The organism is Lysobacter sp. CC-YZS074 (genome assembly GCF_056739745.1).
Genome location: NZ_CP200301.1, coordinates 760,811 through 776,764, shown reverse-complemented (window position 1 = coordinate 776,764; position 15,954 = coordinate 760,811). Strand labels below are relative to the sequence as shown.

The 15,954-nt window shown below is 69.5% G+C and carries 11 protein-coding genes; 5 read left to right on the top strand and 6 right to left on the bottom strand.

Features of this window, described 5'->3' with window-relative positions:
* Positions 1–58 precede the first annotated feature (58 nt).
* Positions 59–1,744, top strand: coding sequence for a YbaL family putative K(+) efflux transporter (gene ybaL, locus U8331_RS03310; RefSeq protein ID WP_481132213.1), 1,686 nt, complete (start codon positions 59–61; stop codon positions 1,742–1,744).
* Positions 1,745–2,096: 352 nt separating this feature from the next.
* On the opposite strand, the gene clpB is transcribed toward ybaL, so the two are convergent.
* Positions 2,097–4,685 carry an ATP-dependent chaperone ClpB gene (gene clpB / locus U8331_RS03305; RefSeq protein ID WP_481132212.1) on the bottom strand — a complete coding sequence of 863 codons (2,589 nt, stop codon included), beginning with the start codon at positions 4,683–4,685 and terminating at the stop codon, positions 2,097–2,099.
* Between the two features lie 161 nt (positions 4,686–4,846).
* On the opposite strand from clpB, the gene otsB reads away from it, so the two are divergent.
* Genes otsB through otsA form a run of 3 tightly spaced genes read left to right on the top strand, consistent with a single transcriptional unit; the run spans position 4,847 to position 8,792 of the window.
* The gene (gene otsB / locus U8331_RS03300; protein ID WP_481132211.1) at positions 4,847–5,602 is read left to right on the top strand and encodes a trehalose-phosphatase; all 756 of its coding nucleotides are present in this window, start codon (positions 4,847–4,849) and stop codon (positions 5,600–5,602) included.
* A complete protein-coding gene (locus tag U8331_RS03295; RefSeq protein ID WP_481132210.1) occupies positions 5,599–7,428 on the top strand; it encodes a glycoside hydrolase family 15 protein in 1,830 nt (609 codons plus the stop codon). The genes otsB and U8331_RS03295 overlap by 4 nt, the downstream gene beginning before the upstream one ends.
* The gene (gene otsA, locus U8331_RS03290) at positions 7,425–8,792 is read left to right on the top strand and encodes an alpha,alpha-trehalose-phosphate synthase (UDP-forming) (protein WP_481132878.1); all 1,368 of its coding nucleotides are present in this window, start codon (positions 7,425–7,427) and stop codon (positions 8,790–8,792) included. The genes U8331_RS03295 and otsA overlap by 4 nt, the downstream gene beginning before the upstream one ends.
* Positions 8,793–8,980: 188 nt before the next feature.
* Here the strand turns inward: otsA and pgeF are convergent, their stop codons facing one another.
* Positions 8,981–9,856, bottom strand: a complete 876-nt coding sequence (gene pgeF / locus U8331_RS03285) for a peptidoglycan editing factor PgeF (RefSeq protein WP_481132209.1) — start codon at positions 9,854–9,856, stop codon at positions 8,981–8,983.
* Positions 9,857–9,860: 4 nt separating this feature from the next.
* Complete coding sequence (gene rluD, locus U8331_RS03280) at positions 9,861–10,835, bottom strand: 23S rRNA pseudouridine(1911/1915/1917) synthase RluD (RefSeq protein ID WP_481132208.1); 975 nt, start codon at positions 10,833–10,835, stop codon at positions 9,861–9,863.
* Positions 10,836–10,916: 81 nt separating this feature from the next.
* Between rluD and U8331_RS03275 the strand changes: the two genes are divergently transcribed.
* Positions 10,917–11,789, top strand: a complete 873-nt coding sequence (locus U8331_RS03275; protein ID WP_481132207.1) for an outer membrane protein assembly factor BamD — start codon at positions 10,917–10,919, stop codon at positions 11,787–11,789.
* 166 nt (positions 11,790–11,955) lie between these two features.
* Here U8331_RS03275 and U8331_RS03270 read toward each other — a convergent pair whose 3' ends face one another.
* The 3 genes from U8331_RS03270 to sucC all read right to left on the bottom strand — a co-directional run bounded on the left by U8331_RS03270 (position 11,956) and on the right by sucC (position 15,794).
* A complete protein-coding gene (locus U8331_RS03270; RefSeq protein ID WP_481132206.1) occupies positions 11,956–13,590 on the bottom strand; it encodes an NAD+ synthase in 1,635 nt (544 codons plus the stop codon).
* Between the two features lie 149 nt (positions 13,591–13,739).
* Complete coding sequence (gene sucD, locus U8331_RS03265; protein ID WP_481132205.1) at positions 13,740–14,615, bottom strand: succinate--CoA ligase subunit alpha; 876 nt, start codon at positions 14,613–14,615, stop codon at positions 13,740–13,742.
* 12 nt (positions 14,616–14,627) lie between these two features.
* The gene (sucC, locus tag U8331_RS03260; RefSeq protein WP_481132204.1) at positions 14,628–15,794 is read right to left on the bottom strand and encodes an ADP-forming succinate--CoA ligase subunit beta; all 1,167 of its coding nucleotides are present in this window, start codon (positions 15,792–15,794) and stop codon (positions 14,628–14,630) included.
* Between the last annotated feature and the right edge of the window lie 160 nt (positions 15,795–15,954).

The following is a 15,954-nucleotide window of genomic DNA, read 5'->3' as shown; positions in this document are numbered from 1 at the left end:
GCGGCTTGCATCGGCCCACCCCGCCCCACATTCTGAACAGCTCACTGCTGGAGCCCCGATGCCGCACGAAACCTCCCTGATCACCATCCTCGTCGCCGGCTTCGTGCTCGCGTTCATCTTCGGCGCGCTGGCGCAGCGGTTGCGGCTGTCGCCGCTGGTCGGCTACCTGGTGGCCGGCATCGTCGCCGGGCCATTCACGCCCGGCTTCGTCGGCGACATGGAACTGGCGCCGCAGCTGGCCGAGATCGGCGTGATCCTGCTGATGTTCGGCGTCGGCCTGCACTTCTCCTGGCGCGACCTGATGGCGGTCAAGTCGATCGCGGTGCCCGGGGCGGTGGTGCAGATCACGGTGGCGACGGTGCTGGGCTGGGGCCTGGCGCGCTGGCTCGGCTGGTCACACGGCGCCGGGCTGGTGTTCGGCCTGTCGTTGTCGTGCGCCAGCACCGTGGTGCTGCTGCGGGCCTTGGAGGACCGCCGGCTGGTCGACACCCGGCGCGGCCACATCGCCGTCGGCTGGCTGATCGTCGAGGACCTGGTCTGCGTGCTGGCGCTGGTGCTGATGCCGGCGCTCGCCGGGATCCTCAACGGCGAGGCCACCGAAGGCGGCGGCTCGGTGGCCGGCGCGCTGTTCACGACCTTCCTCAAGGTCGGCGCGTTCATGGCGGTGATGCTGATCGTCGGCCGCCGGGTGATCCCGTGGATCCTCGAGCGCGTGGCCGGTTCCGGTTCGCGCGAGCTGTTCACCCTGTGCGTGCTGGCGATCGCGCTGGGCGTGGCGTTCGGCTCGGCGGCGATGTTCGACGTGTCGTTCGCGCTGGGCGCGTTCTTCGCCGGCATGCTGCTCAACGAATCCGAGTTCAGCCACCAGGCGGCCAACGAGACCCTGCCGTTGCGCGACGCGTTCGCGGTGCTGTTCTTCGTCTCGGTCGGCATGCTGTTCGACCCGATGATCCTGATCGAGCATCCGACCGAGGTGCTGGCAACCTACCTGATCATCGTGATCGGCAAATCGGCGGCGGCGTACGGCATCGTCCGGGCGTTCGGCAAGCCCAACGGCACCGCGTTGCTGATCTCCACCAGCCTGGCGCAGATCGGCGAGTTCTCCTTCATCCTCGCCGGGCTTGGCCTGGCGCTGGGGATCCTGCCGCAGGAGGGCCAGGACCTGGTGCTCGCCGGCGCGCTGCTGTCGATCATCACCAACCCGCTGCTGTTCGCCTGGCTCGACGCGCGCGAGAAGCGCCTGGCCGTGCCCGATCCGGTGCAGTACACGATCGATCCGCCGATCCCGGACGATCTGCGCGACCACGTGATCCTGGTCGGCTTCGGCCGCGTCGGCAGCGAACTGGGCCGGTTGCTGCAGGCGCGCAACGTCCCGCTGGTGGTGGTCGACGGCGAAGACCACCTGATCGACCGCGCGCGCGCCGCCGGCGTGCCGGCGATCCGCGGCAACGCCGTCAACGAGCGGGTGCTGGCCGAGGCGCGCCCGGAAACCGCCCACACCGCGATGCTGGCGATCCCCAACACGCTGGAAGCCGGCGAGATCATCGCCAAGCTGCGCGAGATCAACCCGGCCCTGACCATCGTTGCCCGCGCCCATTCCGACGCCGAACTCAAGCACCTGATCGAGCACGGCGCCGACGCCGCGGTGATGGCGGAGCGCGAGCTTGCGCACAGCCTGGCCGAGATGGTGATGGCGACGCCGCCCTATCGCGGCGACCACCACCTGCCGCCGGCGGTGGCGTAAGGCCTCGGACGAATCCCTTCTCGCGAGGACGCTGGGAGCGTGCCCATGCGCCCTTCGCCGCGGCACCGCGTGAAGCGCTTTTTGTAGGAGTTACGTCAGTTGCGACCTGTACACCGCCTCAAGGGTTCGGCGGGTCGCGACTCACGTCGCTCCTACAACGGCGCCATCGCGAATCCACGTGCAGTTGTAGGAGCGGCTTCAGCCGCGATCGGATCGTTCGAGCGCGCCGGTTTCACGATCGCGGCTGAAGCCGCTCCTCCGACAGCCCGGTATGGCCGGGTGCCGAAGGCGGAACCCGACAATGTCGAGATGACAGGACGGCACGAACCGTCCTGTCGTCGATGCGTCCAGCTCACCCCTTGCGGAACACCAGCGCCCCGCCCTCGGCGTCCACCCGGATCACCTCGCCACTGGTGAACTCGCCCGACAGGATCCGCTGCGCCAGCGAGTTCTCCAGCTGCTGCTGGATCGCGCGCTTGAGCGGGCGGGCGCCGTAGACCGGGTCGAAACCGACGTTGCCCAGCAGCGCCAGCGCCGCGTCCGACAGCTCCAGCTTCAGCCCACGCTCGCCCAGCCGGCGCTCCAGCCCGGTCATCTGGATCCTGGCGATCTCGCGGATCTGCGCCTTGTCGAGCGGGTGGAACACCACGATGTCGTCGAGCCGGTTGATGAACTCGGGGCGAAAGTGGCTCTGCACCACGCCCATCACCGCCGCCTTCATCCGGGTGTAGCCGGCGGCATCGTCGTCGCTGTCCGACATCTCCTGGATCATCTGGCTGCCGAGGTTGCTCGTCATCACGATCACGGTGTTGCGGAAGTCGACCGTGCGTCCCTGGCCGTCGGTCAGGCGGCCGTCGTCGAGCACCTGCAACAGGATGTTGAACACGTCAGGGTGCGCCTTCTCGACCTCGTCGAGCAGGATCACGCTGTACGGCCGGCGTCGCACCGCCTCAGTCAGGTAGCCGCCCTCCTCGTAGCCGACGTAGCCCGGGGGCGCGCCGACCAGCCGGCTGACCGCGTGCTTCTCCATGAACTCGCTCATGTCGATGCGCACCATCGCGTCGGTGCTGTCGAACAGGAATTCCGCCAGCGCCTTGCACAACTCGGTCTTGCCGACGCCGGTGGGGCCGAGGAACAGGAAGCTGCCGCTCGGCCGGTCCGGGTCGGACAGCCCCGCGCGTGAACGCCGCACCGCATCGGACACGACCTTGATCGCCTCGTCCTGGCCGACCACGCGGGCGTGCAGCTGCTCCTCCATCTTCAGCAGCTTCTCGCGCTCGCCTTCGAGCATCTTGCTGACCGGGATACCGGTCCAGCGCGCGACCACCTCGGCGATCTCCTCGGCGGTGACGCGGTCCTGCAGCAGGGTGAAGCCTTTCGTCTCCGCTTCCTGCGCGGCCTTGAGCTGCTGTTCCAGTTGCGGCAGCTGGCCGTACTGGATCTCGCTCATGCGCGCGTAGTCCTGGCGGCGCTGGGCGGCCTCGAGTTCGAGCTTGGCGGCCTCGATCTGCTCCTTGATCTTCGTGGCGCCCTGCAGGGTCGCCTTTTCGGCCTTCCAGACCTCCTCGAGGTCGTTGAACTCGCGCTCCAACGCATCGATTTCGGCTTCGAGATCGGCCAGGCGCTGCTTCGACTCGGCGTCCTTCTCCTTCTTCAGTGCCTCGCGCTGGATCTTCAGCTGGATCAGCCGGCGTTCCTTGCGGTCGAGTTCCTCCGGCTTGGAGTCGATCTCCATGCGGATGCGCGACGCGGCCTCGTCCATCAGGTCGATCGCCTTGTCGGGCAGCTGGCGGTCGGCGATGTAGCGGTGGCTCAGGGTGGCTGCGGCGACGATCGCCGGGTCGGTGATCTCCACGCCGTGGTGGACCGCGTACTTCTCCTTGAGCCCGCGCAGGATCGCGATGGTGTCCTCCACGCTCGGCTCGCCGACGAACACCTTCTGGAACCGGCGCTCCAGCGCGGCGTCCTTCTCGACGTACTTGCGGTACTCGTCGAGCGTGGTCGCGCCGATGCAGTGCAGCTCGCCGCGGGCCAGCGCGGGCTTGAGCATGTTGCCGGCGTCCATCGAGCCCTCGGCCTTCCCTGCGCCGACCATCGTGTGCAGTTCGTCGATGAACAGGATGATCTGGCCCTCGTTCTTGGCCAAGTCGTTGAGCACGCCCTTCAGGCGCTCCTCGAATTCGCCGCGGAACTTCGCGCCGGCGATCAGCGCGCCCATGTCGAGGCTCAGCAGGCGCTTGCCGCGCAGGCCCTCGGGCACCTCGTTGTTGACGATGCGCTGGGCCAGCCCTTCGACGATCGCCGTTTTACCCACACCCGGCTCGCCGATCAGCACCGGGTTGTTCTTGGTCCGGCGCTGCAGCACCTGGATCGTGCGGCGGATCTCCTCGTCGCGGCCGATCACCGGGTCGAGCTTTCCGGACTCGGCGCGCGCGGTCATGTCGATGGTGAACTTCTCCAGCGCCTGGCGCTGGTCCTCGGCATTCTCCGACTGCACGCTCTCGCCGCCGCGAACCTTGTCGATCGCGGCCTCGATGCGCGCCCTGTCGGCACCGGCGGCCTTTAGCGCGCGGCCGAGCTCGCCGCCGTCGTCCAGCGCGGCCAGCAGGAACAGCTCGGAGGCGATGAACGCGTCGCCGCGCTGCTGCGCCAGTTTGTCGGTGACGTTGAGCAGGCGCGACAGGTCGTTGCCGACGCTGACGTTGCCGGCCTGCCCGGTCACCTTCGGCAGTTTCTCCAGCGCCTCGCCGAGGCGCTCGCGCAGCAGTGGCACGTTGACGCCGGCCTGCGACAGCAGCGGCCGGGTGCTGCCGCCGGACTGGTCGATGAGCGCGGCCATCAGGTGCGCCGGTTCGATCACGCTGTGGTCGCGCCCGACCGCGAGCGACTGCGCATCGGCGAGCGCCTGCTGGAAGCGCGAAGTGAGCTTGTCCATTCGCATGGTGGGTTCCTCGGATATCGGAGCGGCGCGTGCCGCAATGCCAAGCAGATGCGGTCCGCAGCCCAACGCTTCAAGGCGCCAAGCGGCGCGGCCGCCGGTGGCGCGCACGTCCACCCGATCCTTACACCCTTCTGTTCAGAATCGCGTGCATGGATTCCCGCATGACCGACCTGCCGCCCCCGCCGGCCATTGCCGACGATTGGGCGCTGTTCCTCGACGTCGACGGCACCCTGCTCGACTTTTCCGACACCCCGGCGGGCGTACGCGTGCGCCCCGGGCTGGTGGAGGCGCTTGGCCGCCTGCAGCGCCGGCTGCAGGGCGCGCTGGCGCTGGTCAGCGGCCGCTCGCTGGCGCAACTCGACGACCTGTTCGCGCCGCTGCACCTGCCCGCGGCCGGCCTGCACGGTTTGGAGCGGCGCCACGCCGGCGACCGCGTCGACGCCCCCGCACCGGCGGTGCCGCTCGAACAATTGCGGGACAACGCCCGGGCGCTGACCGCGCGTTACCCGGGAGCGGTGGTCGAGGACAAGGGCGCCACCCTGGCCCTGCACTGGCGCGGCAACCCCGAGGCCGAGGAGCCGTTCCGCGGGCTCGCCGGCGCCGCGCTGCCGTGGCTGCACGATTACCGCCTGCAGCACGGCAACCAGGTGGTGGAGCTCCGCCCGTCCGGTGGCGACAAGGGCACCGCGATCGCCGCGATGCTGGACGAGCCCCCGTTCGCCGGTCGCACGCCGGTGTTCGTCGGCGACGACCTGACCGACGAACACGGCTTCGAAATCGTGCTCGGCCACGGTGGCTTGGCGGTGCTGGTCGGCGGTCGTCGTCCCAGCATCGCCCGACACGGGCTGGGCGACCCGGCGGCGGTCTTCGAATGGCTGGGTCGCGGTGCCCGAATGAGCACGGGAGCCGCGGCATGAGTCCGGCCACCACGGATACGCCGTTCTGCCGGGGCGGCGGCAGCCTCGACCTGGGGCTGGTCGGCAACGGCAGCATCGCGGCCCTGATCAACCCGCGCGGGCGCATCGTCTGGGGCTGCATTCCCGCGTTCGATGCCGACCCGGCGTTCTGCGCCCTGCTGGAGCCGACCGCCCAGCCCGGCGGCGATTTCCTGATCGAACTGGAGGACGCGCTGGAAGGCGCGGAAGGCAGCGAGCAGCAGTACCTGCCCAACACCGCGGTGCTGCGGACGGTGCTGCGCGACCGACACGGCGGCGCGGTCGAGATCACCGACTTCGCCCCGCGCTGGCACCAGTTCGACCGCTTCTACCGGCCGGTGATGCTGGTCCGCCGGGTTCGCCCGATTGCGGGCAGCCCGCGCATCCGCGTCCGCTTGCGGCCGCTGGTCGACTACGGTGCACAGGCACCCGAGACCACCTGGGGCAGCAACCACATCCGCTACCTGCTGCCCGACTTCACCCTGCGGCTGACCACCGACACGCCAATCCGGATGGTGCGCGAGGCGCTGCCGTTCCTGCTCGACCGCGAGCGCCACTTCGTGCTCGGCCCGGACGAGACCCTGACCCAGCCGGTCGCCGACTTCGCCCGCAGCGCGCAGCAGCGCACCGTCGCCTACTGGCGCGACTGGGTGCGCTCGCTGTCGATCCCGCTGGAGTGGCAGGACGCGGTGATCCGCAGCGCGATCACGCTGAAGCTGTGCCAGTACGAGGAAACCGGCGCGATCGTCGCGGCGATGACCACGTCGATCCCCGAAGCGCCGCACACCGTGCGCAACTGGGACTACCGCTACTGCTGGCTGCGCGATGCCGCGTTCGTGGTGCGCGCGCTCAACCGCCTCGGCGCGACCCGGACCATGGAGGGGTACCTCGGCTACGTGTTCAACATCGCCAGCACCGACGAGGAGGACCTGCAGCCGCTGTATGGCATCGGCTACGAGCGCGAACTCGCCGAGGACGAGGTCGGCACCCTCGCCGGCTACCGCGGCATGGGGCCGGTGCGGCGCGGCAACCTGGCCTGGTTGCAGAAGCAGCACGACGTCTACGGCAGCGTGGTGCTGGCCTCGACCCAGCTGTTCTTCGACCAGCGCCTGGAGCACCCGGGCGACGTGGCGATGTTCGAACGGCTCGAATCCATCGGCGAGCGCGCGTTCGCCCTGCACGACCAGCCCGATGCCGGCCTGTGGGAGTTCCGCGGCCGGACCGAGGTCCACACCTATTCGGCGGTAATGTGCTGGGCGGCCTGCGACCGGCTGGCGCGGATCGCGGTCCATCTGCGCCTGCCCGGCCGCGTGCGCCACTGGCGCCAGCGCGCGGACATCGTGCACGAGCGGATCATCGCCGAAGGGTTCGACGCGCAACGCGGCCACTTCGTCGACGCGTTCGGCGGTCACCGGCTGGACGCCTCGTTGCTGCTGCTCGCCGACCTCGGCTTCGTCGCCGCCAACGACCCGCGCTTCGTCGGCACGGTCGAAGCGATCGGTCGTGACCTGCGGAAGGGCGACGGCCTGTTCCGCTACATCGCACCGGATGATTTCGGCGTTCCAGAGACCAGCTTCACCATCTGCACGTTCTGGTACATCGACGCGCTCGCCGCGATCGGCCGGGGCGAGGAGGCGCGGGCGCTGTTCGAGCGCGTGCTGGCGCGGCGCAACCATCTCGGGCTGCTGTCGGAGGACCTCGCGTTCGAGGACGGAGAAGCCTGGGGCAACTTCCCGCAGACCTACTCGCACGTCGGCCTGATCATCGCCGCGATGCGCCTGAGCCGGCCGTGGCAGGACGCGACGTGAGCCGGCTGGTGGTGGTGTCCAACCGGGTCGCGCTGCCCGGCCAGCAGAGCTCGGGCGGGCTGGCGGTGGCGCTGCAGGCGGCGCTGGAAGAGACCGGCGGCCTGTGGTTCGGCTGGAGCGGCCGGATCGACCCCGACACGTCCGGCCAGCTGCACGAGCAGAGCGCCGGCAACATCGACTACGTCACCATCGACCTCTCGCGCGAGGACCACGACGACTACTACAACGGCTTCGCCAACCGCACGCTGTGGCCGCTGCTGCACTTCCGGGTCGACCTGGTCGACTACAGCCGTGAAACCTGGGACGCCTACCACCGGGTCAACGCGCTGTTCGCCGACCGGCTTGCGCCGCTGCTGCGCGACGACGACGTGGTGTGGATCCACGACTACCACCTGATCCCGCTGGCGGCGCTGCTGCGCGAGCGCGGGGTGCGCTGCCGGCTCGGGTTCTTCCTGCACGTGCCGATGCCCTCGTCGGACCTGCTGGCCGCGCTGCCGCAGCACGGGCGGCTGTTCGAGGGCCTGTCGGCGCACGATCTCGTCGGCTTCCAGACCAGCCGCGACCTCGAGCGTTTCCAGGACTACGTGCGGCTGTTCGGGCGTGGCCGGGTGATCGAGCATGGCGTGCTGGAGACCGCCGGCGGCCGGCGCCTGCGCGCGGGCGCCTTCCCGATCAGCATCGACACCGCGGCCATCGCCCGGCAGGCGGCCGAGGCGGAAGACAAGTCGTCCTACAAGCGCTTGGCGCGCAGCCTGTCGGGCCGCGCGCTGGCAATCGGCGTGGACCGGCTGGATTACTCCAAGGGGCTGCCCGAACGTTTCCGCGCGTTCGAGCGCTACCTGCAGCAGTACCCCGACCAGCTCGGCCGGCTGACCTACCTGCAGATCGCGCCGGTGTCGCGTGGCGAGGTGATCGAGTACCAGGCGTTGCGCAGCGAACTGGAGCAGCTCGCCGGGCACATCAACGGTGGCCATGCCGAGCCCGACTGGACGCCGATGCGCTACGTCAACCGCAACTTCCCGCACGCGTCGCTCACCGGCTTCTACCGGCTGGCGCGGGTCGGACTGGTGACTCCGCTGCGCGACGGCATGAACCTGGTCGCCAAGGAATACGTCGCCGCGCAGGACCCCGACGACCCCGGCGTGCTGGTGCTGTCGAGCTTCGCCGGTGCCGCGCGCGAGCTCGACCAGGCGCTGCAGGTGAATCCGTACGACCTCGACGGCGTCGCCGCCGCCATCGCCCGCGCGATCGAGATGCCGCTGGAAGAGCGGCGGGAACGCTGGCAATCGATGATGGGCTGCCTGCGCGACCACGACATCACCGACTGGCGCCGCAGCTACCTGCAGACGTTGCGGGCGGCGTGAGGGGGACACCGAGCAGTCCCCCCGGATCGACGGGCCGTCGAACGGGCTGCTGTAGGAGCGGCTTCAGCCGCGATCGGATGATCGTCCGCCCGCGCCGATTCCACGATCGCGGCTGAAGCCGCTCCTGCAAAGGCCCGCGGCCTGTTCGACCGGGCAATACACGCGACGCTTCTGCACGCGCGACGCGGTCATTTCGGCGGCTCGATCCACACCATCGTCGCCAGCCGACCGGTGTGCTGGTCGCGTCGGTGCGAGTAGAACCGCTGCGGATCGGCGATCGTGCACAAGCCGCCACCGGAAATCCGGCCTGCGGAGAGCCCCGCCTTTTCCAGCCGCCGACGTGCCAGTGCATACAGGTCGACACGCCAGTGCTCCGGACGGGTGGGAGTGAACGCGTCGACGGCGTCCGCGTCCCGCGAGACGAAAGCGTTGTGGACCTCGGTGCCGATCTCGTAACTCGCCGGCCCCGCGGCCGGCCCGAGCCAGGCCATCAACCGCTCAGGCGGGGTTGCCATCTCAGCGACGGTGGCTTCCAGCACCCCCGCCGCCAGCCCGCGCCAGCCGGCGTGGGCGGCGCCGACTTCGCTGCCGTCACCGGCGCAGAACAGCACCGGCAGGCAGTCGGCGGTGAGGATGGCGAGCACCGCGCCCGGCACGGACGTGACCGCCGCGTCGGCTTCCGGCTCGGCATTCCCAGAGTCCCGTCCGGCTGCCACGTCCCGCGCGGCCGGACCGGTCACCTCTGCCCGCTCCGGCGGGGCTCCGGCAGCGGCTTCGGCAACGGGACGGGGCGGATTGCCGCGTGGCGTGCCGGCGTGGCTGCCAACCCGAAACACTTCCGTGCCGTGCACCTGGCGCAGCCACACCGGTGCCGCCGGCAACCGGGCCAACCCGACCAGCTCCCCGCGATTGCGCGTCACCGCCGCCGGATCGTCACCGCAGCGCAGGCCCATGTTGAAGGTGTCGAAGGGCGCCTGCGACCCCCCTGCGCCGTGGCGCAGCGTGGTGAAGCCCCGCACGCCCGGTGGCGCGGGCCAGTCGGCGGCGAGCAGGGCCGGATGCATCGCCTCAGCGCCCCCGTTCGGCGGCGGCGCGGTGGTCGTCCTGCAACGCGGCCACCAGCGCCTGCATGTCGGCCGGCACCGGTGCGCTGGTCCGGACGGGCTCGCCCGTCACCGGATGGGCGAACTCCAGCGTTTCGGCGTGCAGCGCCTGGCGGCGGAATCCGCGGAGGGCCGCCACCAATTCGTCGGTCGCCCCGCGCGGCAGCTTCAGCGATCCGCCGTACAGCGGGTCGCCGATGATCGGGTGCTTGAGATGGGCCATGTGTACGCGGATCTGGTGGGTACGACCGGTCTCCAGCCGGCACTCCAGCAGGGTGTGGGCGCGGAAGCGTTCGCGCAGGCGGTAGTGGGTCACCGCCTCGCGGCCATCCTCGCGCACGGCCATGCGGATCCGGTCGCGCGGATGGCGGTCGATCGGCGCGTCGGCGGTACCGCCGGATACCAGCGCCCCGGAAACCACGGCCAGGTACTGCCGGTGGACCTCGCGCGCCGACAGCTGGTCGACCAGCGCGGTGTGGGCAACCAGCGTGCGGGCGACCACCATGACTCCCGAAGTGTCCTTGTCGAGCCGGTGGACGATGCCCGCCCGCGGCAGCGCATTCAGGGCCGGATCCTTGTTGAGCAGGGCGTTGACGAGGGTACCGTCGGGGTTGCCGGCACCCGGGTGGACCACCAGCCCGGCCGGCTTGTCGATCACGATCACGTGCTCGTCCTCGAACAGCACGTCCAGCGCGATGTCCTGCGGCTCCGAGCGGGTCTGCACCTCGAGTACGGCGTTGACGGTGACCTGCTCGCCGCCGTGGACCGGATCACGCGGGCGCGCTTCCCGGCCGTCCAGCAGCACCTGTCCCGACTTGATCCAGCCGGCCAGCCGCGAGCGCGAATAGTCCGGGAAAAGCTCGGCCAGCACCGCGTCGAAACGGCGGCCGGCGGCGCTGTCGGGCACCACGGCTTGGAGGGCGACGGCGGGCTCGGTCATCGGGTGGCCAGGGTTAAGGGCGCTGCGCGCGGGACTGCTATTATCGGCGCTTCGTGCCCCCGGCGCCCGTTGATCTCGACCATGACCCATCGCCCCGCCCCGCTGCGCCCCCTCCTGCGGACCGTCGTCCTGTTGCTGGCCCTGGCGGTGTTCGCCAGCGGCTGCGCCCGCTTCGGCAAGATGTTCAAGGACGAGGATGCCAACGAAGGCGTGCCGGTCGAGGAGCTCTACGAAAAGGCGCATACCTCGATGACGCGCGGCAACTGGTCCAGCGCCGAAACCACCTTCAAGCGGCTGGTCGCGCAGTACCCGTACGGCCCATACACCGAGCAGGCGCTGGTCGAGACCGCGTACGCGCAGTACAAGGCCGGCAAGCACGAGGAGGCGATCAGCAGCATCGACCGCTTCCTGCGCACCTACCCGACCCACCGTCTGGCGTCGTACATGTACTACCTGCGCGGGCTGGTGAACTCCAGCCGCGACACCGTGTTCCTGCAGCGCGTCTGGAAGCTCGACGCCAGCCGGCGCGACCTCGCCACGCCGATGCAGGCGTACAACGACTTCCAGATCGTGGTCGACCGCTACCCCAACAGCCGCTATGCCGCCGACGCCAAGACCCGCATGGCCGAGCTGCGCGACCTGTTCGCCCGCCACGAGCTGGATGTCGCGCTGTATTACCTGCGCCGCACCGCCTACGTCGCCGCCGCCGAACGCGCCACCTACCTGCTGGAAACCTACCCGCAGAGCCGCTACCAGAACGACGCGGTCGCCACGCTCGCCGCGGCGTACACCGGGCTCGGCAACGAGGCGCTGGCGAACGACGCCCGCCGGGTGCTGGTCGAGAACGAGCCGGACCATCCGTACCTCAGCGGCGACTGGCCGGACTACCCGAGCGACTGGCGCAAGCTGAACCCGTTCGCGGGCGAGAAGTCGGCGCTGGACAACGACGAGTAGGTCGCCCCCGCCGGGATACGACAACGCCGCCTCCGGGCGGCGTTTCTGTTTGCCCGTTTCGAAGCCCGGGCTCCTGTAGGAGCGGCTCCAGCCGCGATCCGGAACCCGCCGCGGGCGGACGATTATCGATCGCGGCTGAAGCCGCTCCTACAAAAGCGCGGCGGGCCTAGCCTTTGTACCCGTTGCTGATCGGATACCGCCGCTCGCGGCCGAACGCGCGCCGCGACACCTTCGGCCCCGGCGCGGCCTGGTGGCGCTTCCACTCGCTGATCCGGACCAGGTGCAGCACCCGGTCGACCGTCTCGGCCCCGAAGCCGGCCGCGGTGATCTCCTCGCGCGACTGTTCCTGATCGATGTAGCGCGCGAGGATGGCGTCGAGCACGTCGTACGGCGGCAGCGAGTCCTGGTCCTTCTGGTCGGCGCGCAGCTCGGCCGATGGCGGCCGCTCGATCACCCCGACCGGAATCACCGGGTCGCCGACCGTGTTGCGCCAGCGCGCCAGCTCGTAGACCTCGGTCTTGTACAGGTCCTTCAGCGGCGCGTAGCCGCCGGCCATGTCGCCGTAGATGGTGGCGTAGCCGACTGCGTACTCGCTCTTGTTGCCGGTGGTCAGCAGCAGGCCATGGAACTTGTTGGTCAGCGCCATCAGCATCGCGCCGCGGGTGCGCGACTGCAGATTCTCCTCGGTGGTGTCGACCGGCTCGCCTTCGAACAGCTCGGCCAGCGTGTCCAGATAGCCCTGGAACGGCTTCTCGATCGCCAGCGTCAGCAGCTTCACGCCCTGCTCGGCGCACTGCTCGGCGGCGAGGTCGTTGGAGAGCCCGGCGGTGTAGCGCGATGGCATCCGCACCGCGGTGACGTTCTCGGCGCCCAGCGCATCGACCGCGATCGCCAGGCAGACCGCGGAATCCAGGCCACCGGACAACCCCAGCCACGCCTTCCTGAAACCGTTCTTGACGCAGTAGTCGCGGGTGCCGCGCACCACCGCGCGCCAGGCCAGGGCATCGCGGCTCTCGTCCCCGTCCTCCATCCAGTCCACGGCGCGGAAGCCGCGCGTCTCCGGGTCGAAGTCGACCACCAGCATCTGCTCGGTGAATGCCGCCGCGGCCGGCCGCACGGTGCCGTTGCCCTCGGCCACCAGCGAACCGCCGTCGAACACCACCGCGTCCTGTCCGCCGACGCAGTTCACATACGCGATCGGCACCCCGTACTGGCGCGTGGCGTCCTCCAGCAGCGCGTCGCGCCGCGCGTGCTTGTCGCGTTCGAACGGCGAGGCGTTGATCGACACGATCAGCTCGGCACCCGCCTGCACGGTGGTGTGCAGCGGCTCGGCGAACCACATGTCCTCGCAGATCAGCAGGCCGACGCGCACGCCGTTGAGCTCGAACACGCAGTCGCCGCCATCGGGGTCGACCACGAAGTAGCGGCGCTCGTCGAACACCGCGTAATTGGGCAGTTCGCGTTTGCGGTAGGTGTGCTCGATCCGTCCGCCGCGCAGGATGCTGGCGGCGTTGTAGACCACCGGGCCGTGCGACTCGGGCCAGCCGACGATGGCGGTGACGCCGGTCGCCGCCGCGGCGATGCGCTCCATCGCCCGGTGGCAGTCATGCAGGAAACCCGGCCGCAGCAGCAGGTCTTCCGGCGGGTAGCCACTGAGCGCCAGCTCGGGAAACAGCACCAGGTCGGCGCCGCACTCGTCACGCGCCTCGATAATGAACTCGATGATCCGCTCGGCGTTGTCGAACACGGCGCCGACCGGGAAGTCGAACTGGGCGAGGGCGATGCGGATGGGCTGGCTCATGGCGGCGTCGTATCGGTTCCGAGCGGGACATTGTTCCAGAAAGCCCACGGTACGGCCGTGCCCGTGAAGGCGACGGCCGCGTCGGGACGCGGAGAGGCGAACGAAAAAGGCCACCCGGAGGTGGCCTTTTTCTTCGATACGGCGGCGGCTTACTTGGCCAGGCGCTTGGCGATCGCCTCGCCGAGATCGCCCGGCGACTTCACCGTGGTCACGCCCGCCGCTTCCATCGCGGCGAACTTGCCTTCGGCCGTGCCCGAACCGCCCGACGCGATCGCGCCGGCATGGCCCATGCGCTTGCCCTTCGGGGCACTGGCGCCGGCGATGAAGCCGACCACCGGCTTGGTCACGTACTGGCTGATGAACTCGGCCGCCTCTTCCTCGGCCGAGCCGCCGATCTCGCCGACCATGATGATGCCCTCGGTCTGCGGGTCGTCCTGGAACAGCTTCAGCGCGTCGATGAAGTTGGTGCCGTTGATCGGGTCGCCACCGATGCCGATGACGGTCGACTGGCCGAGGCCGGCCGCGGTGGTCTGCTTGACCGCTTCATAGGTCAGGGTGCCCGAACGCGACACGATGCCGACCTTGCCGACGCTGTGGATGTGCCCCGGCATGATGCCGATCTTGCACTCGCCCGGGGTGATCACGCCGGGGCAGTTCGGTCCGATCAGGGTGACGTCGTCGAAGTCGTTGAGGACGTTCTTGACGCGCAGCATGTCCAGCACCGGGATGCCCTCGGTGATGCAGACGATGACCTTGATGCCGGCGTCGGCCGCCTCGAGGATCGCGTCGGCCGCGAACGGCGGCGGCACGTAGATGACCGAGGCGTCGGCGCCGGTCTGGTCGACCGCGTCCTGCACGGTGTTGAAGACCGGCAGGCCGAGGTGCTCGGTGCCGCCCTTGCCGGGGGTGACGCCACCGACGACCTTGGTGCCGTACTCGAGCATCTGCTCGGCGTGGAAGGTGCCCTGCGAGCCGGTGAAGCCCTGGACGATGACCTTGGTGTCCTTGTTGATCAAAACGCTCATGTCAGTCCTGCCTCACTTGCCCGAAACGGCGGCGACCGCCTTGCGGGCGCCATCGTTGATGTCGTCGGCCGGCGTGATCGCCAGGCCGGAGTTCTTCAGCAGTTCCTTGCCGGCGTCCACGTTGGTGCCTTCCAGGCGCACGATCACCGGCACCTTGACGTCGACTTCCTTGACCGCCGCGATGATGCCCTCGGCGATCATGTCGCAGCGGACGATGCCGCCGAAGATGTTGACGAAGATCGCCTTCACCCTGTCGCTTGACAGGATCAGCTTGAACGCCTCGGTCACGCGCTCCTTGGTGGCGCCGCCGCCGACGTCGAGGAAGTTCGCCGGCTCGCCGCCGTTGAGCTTGATCACGTCCATGGTGGCCATCGCCAGGCCGGCGCCGTTGACCATGCAGCCGATATTGCCGTCCATGGTGACGTAGTTGAGGTCGTGCTGGCTGGCCTTGACCTCGGTCTCGTCCTCCTGGCGGATGTCGCGCATGGCGACCAGCTCCGGGTGGCGGAAGTTGGCGTTGTCGTCGGAGTTGACCTTGCCGTCGAGCACCGCGAGGTTGCCGTTGGTGAGGATCGCCAGCGGGTTCAGCTCGACCAGCGCCAGGTCCTTCTCGTGGAACAGCTTGAACAGGCCCAGCATGATCTTGGTCAGCTGGTTGGTCTGCTTGGCATTCAGCCCCAGGTCGAAGCCCAGCGCGCGGCACTGGTACGGCTGCAGGCCCTCGACGTAGTTGACGTTGATGGTCTTGATCGCGTCGGGCTTCTCGGCGGCGACCTGCTCGATCTCCATGCCGCCCTCGGCGGAGGCGATGAAGGTCACCGACTGGGTGCCGCGGTCGACCAGCACCGACAGGTACAGCTCCTTGTCGATGTCGGTGCCCTCGGAAATCAGCACGGTGTCGATCGGCAGCGCGACGCCGGCCGACTGGTAGGTCTCCATCTTCGTGCCGAGCATCGCCGCGGCATACTGCTTCACTTCATCGTAGTTCTTCGCCAGCTTGACGCCGCCGGCCTTGCCGCGGCCGCCGGCGTGGATCTGGGCCTTGACCACCCACAGGTCGCCGGGGATGGACTTGGCGGCCTCGACGGCCTCTTCGGGAGTGCGCGCGATGCGCCCGGCCGGCACAGCAATGCCGTATTCGGCAAACAGCTGCTTTGCCTGGTATTCGTGAAAGTTCATGCGTCACCGAGGGGAATGGAAGACAGTCCCAAGCGGAGGCGACCGGCAAGCGGCGCGGGCGCGAGGGGGCCGGCCATTGTCGCCGATCGGGGCGGGCCGGGCAAAATCCGGCCCCGGCGCGATGCCGGACCTATACTCGCGACGGGGTCTGCACGGGGAT

What these genes read in the sequence shown, in the direction of transcription:
- ybaL (WP_481132213.1), top strand. Translation starts at nt 59, where the DNA reads ATGCCGCACGAAACCTCCCTGATCACCATCCTCGTCGCCGGCTTCGTG.
- clpB (WP_481132212.1), bottom strand. Translation starts at nt 4,685, where the DNA reads ATGCGAATGGACAAGCTCACTTCGCGCTTCCAGCAGGCGCTCGCCGAT.
- otsB (WP_481132211.1), top strand. Translation starts at nt 4,847, where the DNA reads ATGACCGACCTGCCGCCCCCGCCGGCCATTGCCGACGATTGGGCGCTG.
- U8331_RS03295 (WP_481132210.1), top strand. Translation starts at nt 5,599, where the DNA reads ATGAGTCCGGCCACCACGGATACGCCGTTCTGCCGGGGCGGCGGCAGC.
- pgeF (WP_481132209.1), bottom strand. Translation starts at nt 9,856, where the DNA reads ATGCATCCGGCCCTGCTCGCCGCCGACTGGCCCGCGCCACCGGGCGTG.
- rluD (WP_481132208.1), bottom strand. Translation starts at nt 10,835, where the DNA reads ATGACCGAGCCCGCCGTCGCCCTCCAAGCCGTGGTGCCCGACAGCGCC.
- U8331_RS03275 (WP_481132207.1), top strand. Translation starts at nt 10,917, where the DNA reads ATGACCCATCGCCCCGCCCCGCTGCGCCCCCTCCTGCGGACCGTCGTC.
- U8331_RS03270 (WP_481132206.1), bottom strand. Translation starts at nt 13,590, where the DNA reads ATGAGCCAGCCCATCCGCATCGCCCTCGCCCAGTTCGACTTCCCGGTC.
- sucD (WP_481132205.1), bottom strand. Translation starts at nt 14,615, where the DNA reads ATGAGCGTTTTGATCAACAAGGACACCAAGGTCATCGTCCAGGGCTTC.
- sucC (WP_481132204.1), bottom strand. Translation starts at nt 15,794, where the DNA reads ATGAACTTTCACGAATACCAGGCAAAGCAGCTGTTTGCCGAATACGGC.